At 37.2% G+C, this 15,115-nt stretch carries 16 protein-coding genes, 1 pseudogene and 1 riboswitch; of the genes and pseudogenes, 7 read left to right on the forward strand and 10 right to left on the reverse strand.

Annotated features, from left to right (window positions below; translation table 11 throughout):
• Positions 1-70: 70 nt before the first annotated feature.
• Entirely contained in the window at positions 71-1,363 is a 1,293-nt protein-coding gene (locus HOO54_RS14600) for an aminotransferase class I/II-fold pyridoxal phosphate-dependent enzyme (RefSeq protein WP_172296513.1), read from the forward strand.
• 729 nt (positions 1,364-2,092) lie between these two features.
• On the opposite strand, the gene HOO54_RS14605 is transcribed toward HOO54_RS14600, so the two are convergent.
• Positions 2,093-2,731: an SdpI family protein gene (locus HOO54_RS14605; RefSeq protein ID WP_172296515.1), complete on the reverse strand. Its 639-nt coding sequence runs from the start codon at positions 2,729-2,731 to the stop codon at positions 2,093-2,095.
• A 23-nt stretch (positions 2,732-2,754) separates the two neighbouring features.
• Positions 2,755-3,009 (reverse strand): autorepressor SdpR family transcription factor, encoded by a 255-nt coding sequence (locus HOO54_RS14610; RefSeq protein ID WP_172296517.1) that lies wholly within the window; start codon positions 3,007-3,009, stop codon positions 2,755-2,757.
• Positions 3,010-3,742: 733 nt separating this feature from the next.
• On the opposite strand from HOO54_RS14610, the gene HOO54_RS14615 reads away from it, so the two are divergent.
• The 3 genes from HOO54_RS14615 to HOO54_RS14625 all read left to right on the forward strand — a co-directional run bounded on the left by HOO54_RS14615 (position 3,743) and on the right by HOO54_RS14625 (position 4,999).
• Entirely contained in the window at positions 3,743-3,895 is a 153-nt protein-coding gene (locus tag HOO54_RS14615) for a hypothetical protein (protein ID WP_172296519.1), read from the forward strand.
• A 119-nt stretch (positions 3,896-4,014) separates the two neighbouring features.
• Positions 4,015-4,284 (forward strand): hypothetical protein, encoded by a 270-nt coding sequence (locus tag HOO54_RS14620; RefSeq protein WP_172296521.1) that lies wholly within the window; start codon positions 4,015-4,017, stop codon positions 4,282-4,284.
• A gap of 613 nt (positions 4,285-4,897) precedes the next feature.
• Positions 4,898-4,999: a YjcZ family sporulation protein gene (locus HOO54_RS14625; protein WP_172296523.1), complete on the forward strand. Its 102-nt coding sequence runs from the start codon at positions 4,898-4,900 to the stop codon at positions 4,997-4,999.
• Between the two features lie 162 nt (positions 5,000-5,161).
• Here the strand turns inward: HOO54_RS14625 and kdpDN are convergent, their stop codons facing one another.
• Genes kdpDN through kdpF form a run of 5 tightly spaced genes read right to left on the reverse strand, consistent with a single transcriptional unit; the run spans position 5,162 to position 11,028 of the window.
• On the reverse strand, positions 5,162-6,310 hold the full coding sequence (kdpDN, locus tag HOO54_RS14630; RefSeq protein ID WP_172299587.1) for a KdpD-like non-kinase potassium sensor: 1,149 nt from the start codon (positions 6,308-6,310) through the stop codon (positions 5,162-5,164).
• Between the two features lie 50 nt (positions 6,311-6,360).
• The gene (gene kdpC / locus HOO54_RS14635; RefSeq protein ID WP_172296525.1) at positions 6,361-6,924 is read right to left on the reverse strand and encodes a potassium-transporting ATPase subunit KdpC; all 564 of its coding nucleotides are present in this window, start codon (positions 6,922-6,924) and stop codon (positions 6,361-6,363) included.
• A gap of 17 nt (positions 6,925-6,941) precedes the next feature.
• Positions 6,942-9,011, reverse strand: a complete 2,070-nt coding sequence (gene kdpB / locus HOO54_RS14640; RefSeq protein WP_172296527.1) for a potassium-transporting ATPase subunit KdpB — start codon at positions 9,009-9,011, stop codon at positions 6,942-6,944.
• A gap of 25 nt (positions 9,012-9,036) precedes the next feature.
• Positions 9,037-10,704, reverse strand: coding sequence for a potassium-transporting ATPase subunit KdpA (kdpA, locus tag HOO54_RS14645; protein ID WP_172299589.1), 1,668 nt, complete (start codon positions 10,702-10,704; stop codon positions 9,037-9,039).
• 27 nt (positions 10,705-10,731) lie between these two features.
• Entirely contained in the window at positions 10,732-11,028 is a 297-nt protein-coding gene (gene kdpF / locus HOO54_RS24940; RefSeq protein ID WP_216664782.1) for a K(+)-transporting ATPase subunit F, read from the reverse strand.
• A 4-nt stretch (positions 11,029-11,032) separates the two neighbouring features.
• Positions 11,033-11,178, reverse strand: a riboswitch (cyclic di-AMP (ydaO/yuaA leader).
• 260 nt (positions 11,179-11,438) lie between these two features.
• Here kdpF and HOO54_RS24370 point away from each other — a divergent pair.
• Both HOO54_RS24370 and HOO54_RS14655 read left to right on the forward strand, forming a co-directional pair.
• Positions 11,439-11,672: a hypothetical protein gene (locus tag HOO54_RS24370; protein ID WP_253907684.1), complete on the forward strand. Its 234-nt coding sequence runs from the start codon at positions 11,439-11,441 to the stop codon at positions 11,670-11,672.
• A gap of 21 nt (positions 11,673-11,693) precedes the next feature.
• A complete protein-coding gene (locus tag HOO54_RS14655) occupies positions 11,694-12,164 on the forward strand; it encodes a Type 1 glutamine amidotransferase-like domain-containing protein (protein ID WP_253907685.1) in 471 nt (156 codons plus the stop codon).
• A 41-nt stretch (positions 12,165-12,205) separates the two neighbouring features.
• Here the strand turns inward: HOO54_RS14655 and HOO54_RS14660 are convergent, their stop codons facing one another.
• Both HOO54_RS14660 and HOO54_RS14665 read right to left on the reverse strand, forming a co-directional pair.
• Entirely contained in the window at positions 12,206-12,385 is a 180-nt protein-coding gene (locus tag HOO54_RS14660; RefSeq protein ID WP_172296529.1) for a hypothetical protein, read from the reverse strand.
• A 1,023-nt stretch (positions 12,386-13,408) separates the two neighbouring features.
• On the reverse strand, positions 13,409-13,591 hold the full coding sequence (locus HOO54_RS14665; RefSeq protein WP_172296531.1) for a hypothetical protein: 183 nt from the start codon (positions 13,589-13,591) through the stop codon (positions 13,409-13,411).
• Positions 13,592-13,792: 201 nt separating this feature from the next.
• Between HOO54_RS14665 and HOO54_RS24375 the strand changes: the two are divergent.
• Positions 13,793-14,175 (forward strand): annotated as a pseudogene (locus tag HOO54_RS24375) (zinc ribbon domain-containing protein); the annotation flags it as partial.
• Between the two features lie 88 nt (positions 14,176-14,263).
• On the opposite strand, the gene HOO54_RS14675 reads toward HOO54_RS24375, so the two are convergent.
• Positions 14,264-15,088 (reverse strand): uroporphyrinogen-III synthase, encoded by an 825-nt coding sequence (locus HOO54_RS14675; protein WP_172296535.1) that lies wholly within the window; start codon positions 15,086-15,088, stop codon positions 14,264-14,266.
• Between the last annotated feature and the right edge of the window lie 27 nt (positions 15,089-15,115).

The following is a 15,115-nucleotide window of genomic DNA, read 5'->3' on the forward strand; positions in this document are numbered from 1 at the left end:
CTAAAATATTTAACTATATTGAAAATATACCATTTTAGACGATAAATGCAAATAACAAAAGGAGGTCCAAATGAACAAATTAGCTGCAGAATTAAATGCAACCATTCAACAGAAAAATCCATTTGTATTCAGTTTATTATCAAATCTAGGTAAAAAAATTTTTTTCCCGAAAGGAATTCTAACGCAAGCGGCAGAAGCCAAAGAGAAGGCTTACAAAATGAACGCTACGATCGGTATCGCGACAGAACATGGGGAACCGATGCATCTGAAAGGGGTAAGTGAACAGCTTCATCTAAAACCGGCTGATGTCTTTCCATATGCACCTCCCGGCGGAAAAATGGAGCTTAGACAGGAGTGGAAAAATAAATTAATCGAAGATAACCGTTCATTAGAGGAACAAGATTTCCATCTTCCCATTGTTACTCATGCGATTACCCATGGATTGAGTATTGTAGCTGATCTATTTTGTGATAGTCATGATAAAATCATCGTCCCTGATAAACTGTGGGGAAACTATAAATTAACGTTTGAGACTAGAAGAGATGCTCAATTTGCTTACTTCCCGTTTTTCAACGAAAATAATCAATTTAATGTGAATGGATTAGCTGAAACCATTGAAAAATCAGCTGAAGAAAAATTAATCATCTTGCTCAACTTCCCTAACAATCCAACCGGTTATACACCTACTGAGGAAGAGGCTACTCAACTTGCCGATGTTTTACGAACACAAGCTGATGCAGGTAAAAAATTGCTTGTGATTGTTGACGATGCTTATTTTGGTCTATTCTATGAAGATTCGATGAAAGAATCAATTTTTTCTAAAATCGTTCATATTCATCCAAATGTATTTGCAGTCAAGCTGGATGGCGCTACAAAAGAAGAATTTGTTTGGGGTTTACGAGTAGGCTTTTTAACTTTCCCAAACCTAGACCGAGATGTGAATGAGGCTCTTGAGAAAAAAGTATTGGGAATCATCAGATCAACGATTTCAAGCGGAGCACACCCCTCTCAAACGATCGTGCTGAACGCGTTAAAACATACATCTTTCCAAAAGGAAAAAACAGAAAAGTTCAATATTTTATTAAATAGAGCAAAAAAAGTAAAAGACGTGCTCACTAAGGAAACAAAATATCATGACCAATGGGATGACTATCCCTTTAATTCAGGTTATTTTATGTGTTTAAAGCTCCATCATATTCATGCAGAAGAGCTGAGAAATCATCTGTTAGCTCAATATGGGATTGGGACAATCGCGATCAATGACACCGATTTACGTATTGCTTTTTCATGCATTGAGGAGTCGGAAATCAAAACGTTATTTGATACAATTTATCAGGCGGCTGTTGAACTGACGAAAGAATAGCACTATCTCAAACTCCTAGCTAAGCCCAAAAAAAGTATAAAAAACCCGGTATATTAGAAACGAAAACGGTTCAAATAAGATAAATGACGCAAAGTTCCATAACGATCTTGTAGACTTTTCAATCCTTGATTACTCCAATAAGAGTTTTCGAGGGTTTTCTTTAATTTTGGACTTTTCTAGATACGTCAGTAGGCTTTCCTTCTATACCCCGTTCGTAAGTACGCCTTTGGGCACTTCTAGCCTGATGAAATTTCGCAATTTAGTCTCTGAGTTTTTTCAGTTCTTCTATATTCTTCGGATCCAGCCCTCTCTCTCTAAAGATTGATTTCGTATTTGCTAATGCAAAATAGCCACACTTCGATTAAATACTGGTTCAGTTTTTCAATCCGATATTCTATTGGAAATGGCGTCTTCCTATAAGTCATGTTTGACTTTCTCCTACATTCGTTTCAGGCTTTCTTTACCTTCACAAGGGCATACATCCATCTACTGTGAGATGAAGTGGTCGGAAAACCAACTTTATCCTACCAAGAAGGAGTTTTTTTATTACCACGCTGTAAACTCTCTGGAACTGTGCTGTCTGAAAAACGCAAAATTATTAAAACATATGATTCAAAATTGCTGATATATCATCGATTGTTAAACGTGAAAAGAGCGTCCAATAGCCAAAAATTGACTTACTGGACAGCCTCTTTTCCAAATGCGAGAAAAATCCAACTTATCTCACACTCACTGGTCAACAATATTTAGTTTTTTATAGATCAAATATGAAGCATAAACCGCTATTAATACGCCTCCCAATAACAAACCAATTATAACTATTGTTATATACTCAGGTATCACAAAAGATAATCCTATTATTAGAAAGCCAATGACAACAAACAGTTTTGCTCCAAAACGGTTTGCCTGTTTCCACACTTTTTCATCTTTTAATGTCCATGGTGTCCTCAATCCATACGCATGATTAGGTTTTGTTTTTTGCATGGAATTAGCCACAATGATGATAAATAGTCCAAGTAAAGCTCCAATAAGAAAGTGAATATTAAACTCGAAACCTAATCCAAAAGCAATGATGACCAAGTGTATCACAAACAATAAACTCAGCATCACCATATTGATTTTATTCAATATAGTCATATTATTATAATTCCCATTTACTTGTTTTGTTTTTAAAAAAAATAGCGACAAAAAATTCGATATCAACATTAGAATGGGTATTAATAAAATAGCCAATGTTTTATTAGCATATTTATCAGGTTCACCGTTTGACCAGTGAATGGGTAATTCATGTGGTAAGCTCGGAAACGCAACAATCCCTACTATAATACTTACTAAAATAACACCAGTTGGTAAGAAATCTTTTTTCATTCCGATTCACTCCTTGATAACTGTTAATTTTGGAGCTTTAGTAACCAAAGAATCGCATCCTGAAATACTGTTGTATTTAATGAGTAGTAAATATGTTGTCCCTTTCTTTCTCCTTCAATCAATTTAGCATTCCTTAAAATTGTCAAATGATAAGAAATACTGGGTTTACTAATATTAAAGTGGTGAGATATTTCTCCAGCAGTCATGTCTTTATCTTTAAGGAAATCAAGTATCTTTCTACGAGTAGGGTCTGACAAGGCTTTAAATAAATCGTTCACTTTTAATCACCAGCTTATACCAACATTATTTAGACATTTAGAATATTTTCTAAATATTATCCAATATATATTAACACCCCCTAAATCAAAAGGAACACCATAGAGGTAATATCATCTATGGCTTTTCATACCCTGAAATTACAAACGCCACCTTCTATAACTCTAAGTTTTTTTGATTTAGTTGGATTTTTTTCATATTTTTACCTATATAGGGACTGTAGCACGTTATAACGAAAAGTGTCAATGGAGCCTATCCATTAAATTCAAGCATTGAAAAATATATTTTCCAAAAGGGATTTTTACATAGCCTAAAGCTCAACAGCTATTGTTTAATTGAGCCAGAATGGTAAGACTTCAAAAAAAGTCGTCACAAAAACAGGCATATTGTCTTCACCTCACAATATGCATAGATCAAAGGGTGACTTTTTGCAAGAAGTATAGTACCTTTTCTGGCTCTTCTGTTCATTTTTTTGTGTGAATTTAATGGTCTTTCAACTTTATTTTTTATTTGCTTGTTAGCATTGTCATCAAATATAAGAAACATGTTGTTTGTAAATGTATTTCCCCCACTTACAGATGAAATTCCTGCAATACTTTAGCACCACAAACTTGATTCTTTCCTATAAAAATTCCCGAATTGTCCTTCAATGCTATCTACCTACATTCCGTTAGTATATGAAATTAGAATATGCTAAGAAGGAGTGGCAAACAGCTTAGTTAGGAGGTGTATCAATTGTATTATTATTATCCTTCTTATTACTTTCCCTATCATAATCGCGATATCATTTATAAAGAAATGGGAACAGAAAAACTTGATAAGATCATCAAAATGCTAGAAGATTTAAATGAAAAAGTAGATTCAATTGACAAAAAAGTAAAAAAATAGAGCACACACTCTAACGTTGCTCCCCTAAGTAAAGTCCAAAAAATGGGCTGTTTTGACGACACGGCGAATGACTGACTGACATACGCTGATATTGACTAATGTATATAGGAGGTCATCTAATGCCACACAAAATGTCAAGCCAGCTTGAGCATCATTTAATGCAAGCCAATCTTTACGGATTACTAGCCAAAAAATATGAGTATGTCGATCCGGCCAAACATATCCATTTTTATCAGAAGTATTTTGAACAAGTGCAACAAGTAGAAGCATTGTATATGGGGATGCATAAAAAACATCTGGACAATGATATGAATATGAATATGAATATGAACATGCCGATGCAAAGCCCTATGAATAACTGGCCATACCCTACTAATGTCCCTGGATAAACATCTATTTTCACATGTTGAGCGGCAGCAGCGGCTGCCTTTTTTTAGTTATCAATCACCGGCTATTGATCTTGGCTTGATGGCTGAGCATTTATTAACTCATGAAGGAATCATTAACAAGTCACAACTATTCAATTAAAAGAAATCATTCTCAGCAATTTCATGTGATGCAGATGCATATCCGGGTGATGTTGAAATTGATTGATCGATCCAACCCATTAACGATTTGTTGAAGTTCCACCTCTTCAACCGAGATAAAGCTGTTAAACAGTTAACGACAAAGCGAACGAGCTACTGCAAAAAGCATGACCACTGATTCTTTTCTGTCCTCATGATGAAAATTTGAATGTTTGCTACGCACACCTTCGAATGGCACTACACAAGCATTGTTTCAACAACGAATGGATCAAGAATATGGGGTGGGATTTTGTTCCGCATGCATCTTTCTATCAAGAAAGCAACACCTATCAGCAGTTTCAATATTTGTTAAACATTTAATCTATTCAAAAAATGTCCATTTCATCGATTCAATTTCTTCATCCGCAAATGTGTAAACCAAACCTTTTCTTTAAACATAGTATAAATCAGTTCTGACTAAGAGGAGGTGAACACGATGAGCGGAGGTTATGGAACAGGATTTGCCTTAATTGTTGTTCTGTTTATCCTATTAATCATTGTTGGTGCTTCTTGGGGTTATGGTGGCGGCGTCTACTAAGGCGTGACTTAGATCCAACTAGCAGTGCAATGATAGGGTAGTAAGAGCTTTTGCTATTCACAAATGAAACGTTAGTTATCAGAATAAAGCTGTTCGTTACAAAACTTTCAGCTTCTATTCTGACTGACGTTTCAACCTTCAAAGCCAACCTCCTCCACTAATCTATATTTTGTCATCAGCAACAATGTGAATATCAATACCATCTGTCTGACGCATAATCGTATTGACAATTGACCCTTTTCTAATTTCTTCCCATCTTGAACGAGCAGACTGTCCTAGGACGATCTGTGTAATGTTTTTTTGTTTGGCTATGGCAGTAATTGTATCTGAAATATAGCGGCTTCTGGCGAGTTTGAAAATAAATTCGGCTTCAAATTGGGCACAAAGACGTTTCCATTGTTTGATTTTATTTCTTTCAGCCGCTGTCATTTTTTCTTTTGGTTTACGTGATACGTTTAAGACAAACAAGTCAGCCTTCAGCCGACTAGCAATTCTCCATCCGCGACGAATCAATTTTTCAGCATTTTTACCGTGCTGGACACAAACGAGGATTTTCTCGTTTGTCCCCCTTGGCCGCGAATTTCCATTTATGCGTTCCAACCTATCGTCAACATCATCGGCAACTTCACGTAAGGCAAGTTCTCTTAGTGCAGCTAAATTATTTTTAGTGAAAAAGTGAGATAATGCCTGTTGTATTTTATGTTTTTCATACACTTTTCCGTCCTTTAAGCGCTTTTGCAGTGTTTCTGGTGTCACATCGATAAGGATGACTTCATTGGCAAGATCTAAAATACGGTCAGGGATTCGTTCCCGCACTTTAACACCGGTGACATGTTGAACGATATCACGGACACTTTCAACATGTTGAATATTAACCGCTGACAAAACATGAATACCTTCTTTCAAAATATCCTCAACATCCATGTAACGTTTTTCATTTTTTGATCCAGGAATGTTCGTATGTGCAAGTTCATCAACAATGACAAGATCGGGTTTCCGTGTCTTGATCGCATTGACATCCATTTCTTCAAGTTGTTTTCCTTTATAGTCAATTTTCTTCATCGGAATGATCTCTAAATCCTTTATTAATGCAGCCGTGTCTTTCCGATTGTGGGTTTCAATTAAGCCGATGACAACATCAATGCCCTCGCGTTTTAAATCATGGGCTTCTTGCAGCATTCGATATGTCTTCCCTACACCTGGAGCTGAACCGATATAAATGGTCCAGTGTCCTCTTTTTAACTGTTCGATTTCTGCCAAAATCTCTTCGGGTTTTTTTCGTCGATAGTTATTTTTGCGCATGGCGAACATCTCCATCTAATCGCCCCCATATCTGCATAAGCAAACATTGGGGCGGTGTTTTACTTTAACTTTTCTTGCAAACCTATATTGAGGAGCAATACATTAACATGTGCTTCATTGAAAAGAGAAGCTTTTTCAGTATGTTGTTCGACTAAATGTTTAAGTTCTTTTTGTGTAATTCCTGTCAATCTGCTGATTCTTGGAATTTGTACTAGTGCACTGTCAGGTGTAATATCAGGATCCAATCCAGAAGCAGAGTTCGTCAGGACATCATCTGGCAATTGCTTTGCAGAAACACCAGGGTTGTCTTTTTCCCATTTTTGCATTGCTGTTTTAACCCTTTTTTGAAGATTGGGGTTTGATGGTGCCTCATTTGGCGAACCAGATCCAGAAGCATCATAGTTGATACTTGATTCCCTGCCATGAAAAAAGCGTGGCTCGGTAAACGACTGACCGATTAATTTAGAACCGATAACCTCTCCTTTTTTGTTATAGACAAGGCTCCCATTGGAATGATCAGGCATGACCGCTTGAGAGATACCAGTTAGTGCCAATGGATAAGCAAGACCGCAAACGATCATTAAAAGCAGACTAACTCTAATGATTGTACCTAGTTCTTTCATTATAATATATACCCTCCTTAAACAATGATTTGAACGATCATATCAATTAGTTTTATTCCAACAAATGGAATGATCATCCCGCCAACACCATAAATGAGAACATTTCGAAAAAGCAAAGCGTTGGAACTCATCGGTTTATATGTGACACCTTTCATCGCTAATGGAACAAGTAACGGGATAATGATCGCATTAAAAATTAATGCCGACAAAATGGCTGAAACAGGTGATGCCAGTCCCATAATGTTCAACAATTTCATTTCAGGGATCGCCAGCATAAACATTGCAGGAATAATCGCAAAGTATTTAGCGATATCATTTGCAATACTAAACGTTGTTAGAGCACCGCGGGTCATTAACAACTGTTTGCCGATTGAGACCACTTCAATGATTTTCGTTGGGTTAGAGTCGAGATCTACCATATTTGCCGCTTCTTTGGCAGCTGTTGTCCCACTATTCATGGCAAGCCCTACGTCCGCTTGTGCCAATGCTGGTGCATCATTCGTACCATCCCCCGTCATGGCGACAAGCTTGCCTGCTGCTTGCTCACGTTTGATCACATTGATTTTATCTTCCGGCTTACTTTCTGCAATAAAGTCATCGACACCAGCTTCTTTGGCAATGGTCGCTGCTGTTAAAGGGTTATCCCCAGTACACATGATTGTTTTAATCCCCATTTTCCGAAGCTCTTCAAACCGTTCTCTCATCCCTGGTTTAACAGTATCTTTCAAATAAATCAAACCGAAAATTTGCTTGTCAGCTGCAACAGCCAGCGGGGTCCCGCCCTCTTTTGAAATTCGTTCACTTTGTTGATCAAGATCTGCCGGAATCGTTCCGCCATTTTGTTTGACCCATTTTTTCACCGCATCGACAGCACCTTTTCGAACTTTCCTTCCATCTGGCAGATCAACTCCACTCATTCTTGTTTCCGCTTTGAACTCAATAAACTCTCCCTCTTCAGCGGCTGATGAATGATACTGGATCGCTTTTTTTCCTGCAAATTCAATGACAGATCTTCCTTCTGGTGTTTCATCACGAACTGAACTAAGTGCTGCATATTCACCAACAGATTGAAGTGTTTCTTGACCGACTGGTACAAATTCGCTGGCCATCCGGTTTCCAAAAGTAATGGTTCCTGTTTTATCAAGAATAATTGTGTTAATATCACCAGCAGCTTCTACGGCTTTACCTGACATCGCCAACACATTAAAACGGGTCACACGATCCATTCCCGCAATCCCAATAGCTGACAAAAGACCGCCAATAGTTGTTGGAATCAGACAAACCAAAAGGGCAATTAACACAGCCGGGTCAATTTGAAACCCAAGGTATCCAGTAAAAGCTGGAAGTGTCACAACAACGATAAGAAAAATGATCGTTAAACTTGTTAGAACCGTATTCAAAGCAATTTCGTTCGGTGTTTTTTGTCTTTCTGCTCCTTCAACTAAAGCGATCATTTGGTCGAGAAAAGTTTCGCCCGGATCACTTGTAATTTTCACCTTGATGGAATCACTGACAACTCGAGTTCCGCCTGTGACCGAGCTAAAGTCACCTCCAGCTTCTTTAATGACTGGTGCTGATTCACCCGTAATCGCCGACTCGTCAACTGATGCAAGACCCCCGATCACTTCACCATCACCAGGAACCATTTCTCCTTGAGAGACAATGACAATGTCACCTTTTCGTAAGTCTTCAGCTGAGACTTTTTCTGTTTTTCCATTGACGAGTTTATTTGCCCATACACCCTTTTTCGTTTGCTTTAATGCACCGGCTTGCGCTTTTCCTCTTCCCTCAGCTAGCGCTTCGGCAAAGTTGGCAAATAAAACAGTAAACAGTAAAATAACCGAGACCGTTGGGTTAAACCATGGGACCGTTGTACTTCCGAAAAATTGCGGAAAAATGGAAAGCAATACCGTAATGATAAATCCGACTTCTACGACAAACATAATCGGATTTTTAACCATCATTCGCGGATCTAGTTTTAAAAAAGCATTCTTCATCGCATCTTTTATGATCGTTTCATTAAGTGTTTGAGTTGATTTCGCTCCTGAATTCGGAGTAACTTGCGGATTAGCATGTAAGTCATTCATTGCTAAAGCCTCCTTTTCTGCAAGGTTATAATGTTAAGTACTCTGCGGCCGGTCCTAAAACAAGAACAGGGAAAAACGTTAGAGCCCCAACAATCAAGATCGCGGTAATAAATATCCCACCAAACAGACTTGAATCTGTTCGGAAAGTTCCAATCGTTTCTGGCACAGTTTGTTTCTTAAGTAAGGACCCTGCGACAGCCATCAGTGTAACAATTGAGAAATATCGACCGATCATCATCACAATACCTGTTGAAATATTCCAGAACGGTGTGGCATCTCCCAAACCTTCAAATCCAGAACCATTATTTGCTGCGGATGATGTATATTCATATAAAACTTGGCTGATCCCATGAAAACCTGGGTTTGAGATCGCTTCACGACCAACTTGCGTAAACATGGCAAGTGCTGATGCTCCTAAAATCAATAAAGGATGAATCAACAAAGTGAGCGCAATTAACTTCATTTCTTTTCCTTCTATTTTCTTTCCTAAAAACTCTGGTGTTCTTCCAACCATTAATCCAGAAAGAAAGACGGCTACCATCGCATATAGAAGCATGTTCATAAACCCGGCACCAATCCCGCCAAATACTGTGTTCAGCATCATATTAAGCAAGGTCAGCAAGCCTGTTAAAGGTGAAAGGGTATCATGCATTGTATTAACAGCGCCTGTCTCACTTGCGGTAGTAACCATTGCATATAATGCGGAATGCAAGGTTCCAAAACGCACTTCTTTACCTTCCATACTGCCTGTATCCTGGTGAATTCCCAGTTGATGGATCACAGGGTTGCCATTTGATTCTGTCATAAAGGCTGCACCTGCAATCAGAACAAACAATAAACCGGCCGAAACAAACAGAATGCGACCTTGTTTTCGATTACCGACCATTTTTCCATATGTAAACGGCAGAGAAATCGTAACAAGCAACATTAATAATATTTGTACGGCATTGCTCCAGATGTTTGGGTTTTCATAAGGATGGGAAGAGTTAACCCCAAAATATCCCCCACCATTATTTCCTAGCTCTTTTATAGATAAAAAAGATGCAACAGGTCCCCGTAAAATCGATTGGTCTTGACCGCTTATCGTGTGTGCCGTAACAGTGGCATCAATTGTTTGCGGGACACCTAAGCCGACAAACACAAGAGCCGCAATCATTGCTACCGGCATTAAAATTCGAGTGATCCCACGAATCAGATCAACAAAAAAGTTGCCAAGCGGTTTTCCAGCAAGTCCTCGAATCATCGCAATAGCTGCAGCTAGTGCTGTTCCAGGTGCTGCAAACATTAAGAAGATAATGGCAATCATTTGTGATAAAAGTGAAAGACCACTTTCACCACTGTAATGCTGTAAGTTCGTATTCGTCATAAAACTGATTGCTGTATTAAAGGCTAAAGTCGGCTCCATCCCCGGAACATTTGTTGGATTCAAAGGTAATACTCCTTGTAAACGGAAGACGAAATAAACGATACAGATCATCACCATGTTTGTTAAAACTAAAATTGTAGCGTACTTTTTCCATGATTGATTTTCTCCTTTTACACCGCCAATTCGATAAAAAAACCGTTCAATCGGTAGATAGACCCGATCAAGTTTAGATGGGGCATAATCAAATACTTTAGCTATGTAAAGCCCCATTGGTTTAGCTACTAACAACACGATGAACAAAATCATACAGATAGACAGAAGTGCTATCATGTTCTAACCCCCCAATCTATAAAGTTAAAATTTTTCCGGATTTAATAGAGCATAGGTTAAGTAAATAAACATCACGATGACGACTACTCCAAGTAGAATCATGGCATTCATCCTTTCAAAAACAATTTTAATTAACGGGTCGCTTTTCCCGACCATTTCACCAATAGAAGCAGCATTGCCGTTAAAAATAAGATGATTGATAGCATGACAATATCCAACATTGTGTTCACCTCCTTTGTTTTTGAGCACGAAAAAAAGCCGTAAGAGAACAAACCTCTTACGGCTTTTTTTGGCATAGTGAAGAAACCATGCTTTTTGCACGTATTTGGGTTCTCTTCAAACGCTTACGAGGTTAGCTGTCGGATTCAGGTGGGAAGAGTCACCTTACCTAAAAAAGGATTCACCCCTAGTGGCTCAGGCCACAAAAAATGGTTCCCCCGTTTCCTAAATGGAATTCAGCGATTCAAATGGAAAATTCATTCAGTTTTGATGATGAGAACTATAATACGCTCGTTAAATAATCATGTAAAGTTCGAAAAATGATCGGATTTTATGATATTAACCTCTTATTGTTGTTTTAGTGAACTTTATTTGTTATTTACTTCTATTATCTTTAAATATCTTACTTTTTCTCACGTCATTACACATTTGTTATGATGAATAACGTCGGATAAAATCGATATTTGATTATAAAAATTTTTGACTAGCAAATGTTACAAGAAGGTGGTATGATGCGAATATCATGTCATAGTGAAAACGTAACAGGATCGTTTGGAGGTATTATGAAAAAGTTGTTTCTTTCTGGCGGCGGAGATGCGGAGCAAACACAAAAACTAGATCAACGTTTTACAGAAGAAATTGACAGAAACAAGCCTTTATTATACATACCAGTTGCAATACATGCATCACGATTTGATGATTGTTACGAGTGGATCAGCAGCCTTTTTCATCCATTAGGCATCTAGAACATCACGATGTGGACGAATTTGAAAGATCGAAACATTCAAGATTTAGAAGGGTTTTCATCCATATACATTGGCGGAGGGAATACTTTTCAATTATTAGACCAGCTGATTAACACAGGTTTTATCGGGATTTTGGACAGGTATATTGAACATGGCGGTGTCGTTTATGGCGGGAGCGCTGGTGCGATTATTTTTGGGAAAGATATCATGACATGTTCACACATGGACCACAATACTGTAGGATTGAAATATTTTAAAGGCTTAGGGCTTGTTGGAGAATATTCGATATGGTGTCATTATCAACATGAGCAGGATCCATTCATTCAAAAGTATTTGGAAGTACATAAAACCCCAGTTATGGCTTTACCTGAAGAAACAGGTGTGTTGATGTGCGGTCAGCGTTTGCATATGATTGGCGATAAGCCCGCCTATGTTTATAAAAGAGACAAAAACTCCGTTATGATCATAGACGGGGACTTTATCAACAAATGAGCAGGACATCATGACTGCTCATTAACCAGCAATTTTATAACTTAGATTGACTGCAGCGATGATTGTTTAATTCCGCAAAACACAATTTTAAGCACTTCTATCTTTAGCCGTTTATTATTTCGTTTTTCCAAGATGGTCAAAATGGATAACATATCCTCCATCTTCAACTGAAGAGACCCAGCCACCTTCAATTTCAATGTTATTTTTGATTTCTTGCTCATCACCATATCTCTTTTTAAATGTTACATTGTTTTCCTCATTGACTTTAATAGATGCTCCAATTTCAAATTTCCCATTTTTAATAAAATCACTATCTCTTACTTCGAGACTAACTTTCCCGTCCTTAACAGCAGCTCGCCCTAGAAACTTCTTCTCTTTTGACTTTTTATATAAACCGAATTCTATTTTTGTTCGATCTTGTATATTCGTTTTACATGTTATCGTGACAGTACCTTTTGATAATGAAGTTTTAAATAAATCAATTCTTCAAATTGAGGAATTCCTGATACTGCCACATTTGATATTTCAGTAGTCATTTCTTCACTATAAGAAATGCGGGTAAATATTACTGCAAAACATAAAGAAACCGACATAAATCCAAAATGCATAAGTGCTTTTTAAAAAGAAATATAACACAACAAACTAAAAAGATGCCCACAACTACTTATTTGGATCTGATTTTCACTTTTCAAAGCAAAGTATTTGGAGCAGTACATGAGCATTTGAAAATTAAAGATAAGGACTAATGTTCCTTACTTTCTGAATTTAATAATATAATAGAAGAAGGCTCATAAAAATATTGACAACTCATTACCAAAAGTTCAAATATTATTTCTTTAGTAGTAAAACCCGCCAAAGAAATCTACTCGAAAAAGAGACTTCCGTAAAAGTCTCCATACAAAAATAAGCCTGTTTAGCAGACTTATTAGTGAGGTGCCTCAATTTAAATTTGATTTATTTAAATCCTCCGTAAATACTTCCATCAACTGTTGACCACCCAACACATGCTTCAACAGCATCTAAAGAAGAGTTTTTGGAAGTTCTTCCAGTTCCTTTTTCAAAATAGGGACATGATTCTCTACATAGTATCTTATTTTATTAATGTCCTTTTGATTTTTCTCACTTGATGAAACATCTGGCGCATTAAGTCTGAAAATACCAATTATTAACACAAGAAATATACCTTTTCATTTTATACTCCTTTATAATCATATTTACTATATACCTTTTATCTATAAAAATTGTCAACCCTTCCTTTTTTTAAAATTTTTTATTTCAAGCCTTATAACAAAGTAAAAACAAATCATTAGAGCTATAATAGATACAACCAAAAGAGGCTCAGCTAAAAAAGGTGCAAATTGAGATACAACGATTAAAATCACACAGGTTAACAAGAAAAGACTTAAAAATCTTAATAATACGAGCATTTCCCATCCCCCTTTTTTTGTTTCCTTCACTGTCGTTATAAGGTTAACATATCAATAAATAAGGTTAAACATATTTTCAAGAAATAGGGATAAACATAGGAATTTTCCTTTGATAAAAAAGTGGATATGAACCCATATATCTTAACTGGCACGAGAGCTTAAACGATAAAACGATATATAAATTTTTATACCTTAAGTTAGCAAAAAAGCAACGTATTAAAGTTGCACGTATTCTCTAGAAATGATTACTTACATAAAATGTCTACCCATTCAAAAATTCTATTAAAAATATGTTAAAGAATCATAATCTTGCTAAAACGATTAGTGAAGTATTATGGGCATAATTAAGAACAATGTTAGAATACAAATTCAAGTGGTGTGGAAAGCAATTAGTGACAGCAGGTAAAACATTTGCAAGTAGTCAGCTATGTTCTTGTTGTGATTATAAAAATGAAGACGTTAAGAATCTAAAGCTTAGAGAATGAGATTGTCCATCATGCAAAAAATTCAGATATTAACGCACAGTTAATATAAAAAATAAAGCAATAAGACTTCTAACTGAAGGAACTGCGAGAATAGCCTAATCAATAGCTGACCGTTAGGCTGGTGTTCTTAGGAATGGGGCTGTCTAAAAAGTCCTTTATCAACATGATTAACTTTGATATCAGAAGATTATCTGATTGTGTTCCTCTCTTTTTCATAATACCGGCTCAGTTCAACAATCATTGCGCCCATCCGTTCAAGCTGAGGTGTGACAATCTCGTTTATGCCTACCTCTTTTAATGCTTCTGCCGTCACCTTTCCGACTGCGACAGGTAAAACTTGTTCATGAAAAGATTGAACAAGGTTCGGAGCAATTCCTTTTTCGCGGGCAAAATTGAAAAGTGAGCGAACTTGAATAGCTGTTGTGAAACAAACCGCATCCACTTCATGATTTTGTAATTCTTGACACAATAAAGCAACGGTTTCTTGATTTGGAGCGACATGCTGATATGGGAGAAGCGGGACTACAGTTGCACCTTTCGCTTTTAAAAAAGTTAGCAAATCCGGGGCATTTTCACCGTGAAGCTGTACCATGACCCGTTTCCCTGTTAAATCATAAGGCTCGAGTGACTTTATCAGCCCTTTTGTCGTCCCATCTTCATCTATTGCTTCCGGAGTGATGCCAAGCTTCTTTAGAGCAGCGATTGTTTTGTAACCTCTTACTGCCGCTTTTGCCTCGCTGACTATTTGTATAAAGCGGTTTCTCATTCCGAGTTTCTCAGCAAGACTAACAAGTGCTTCTGTGCCAACTCCAGTCGTAAACACCACCCAGTCTGCACCTTTTTCAACAAAAGCCTGTAAATCAGGACCGACTTGTTTTTCTGCTAAAAATACTGTTCCTTGTAATGAGCGAACAATCGGGGTTCCCCCTTGTTTTTTAATAAGTGTACACATATCCTCAAGTTTTCGTGATGCACCGATGACAATCCGTTTACCGTTTAATCCTTTTCTCATAAACAGCCCCTCTTTCATTCAATTTGA

It is taken from the genome of Bacillus sp. WMMC1349, assembly GCF_013155385.1.
In the GTDB taxonomy this organism is placed as follows: domain Bacteria; phylum Bacillota; class Bacilli; order Bacillales; family Bacillaceae; genus Bacillus.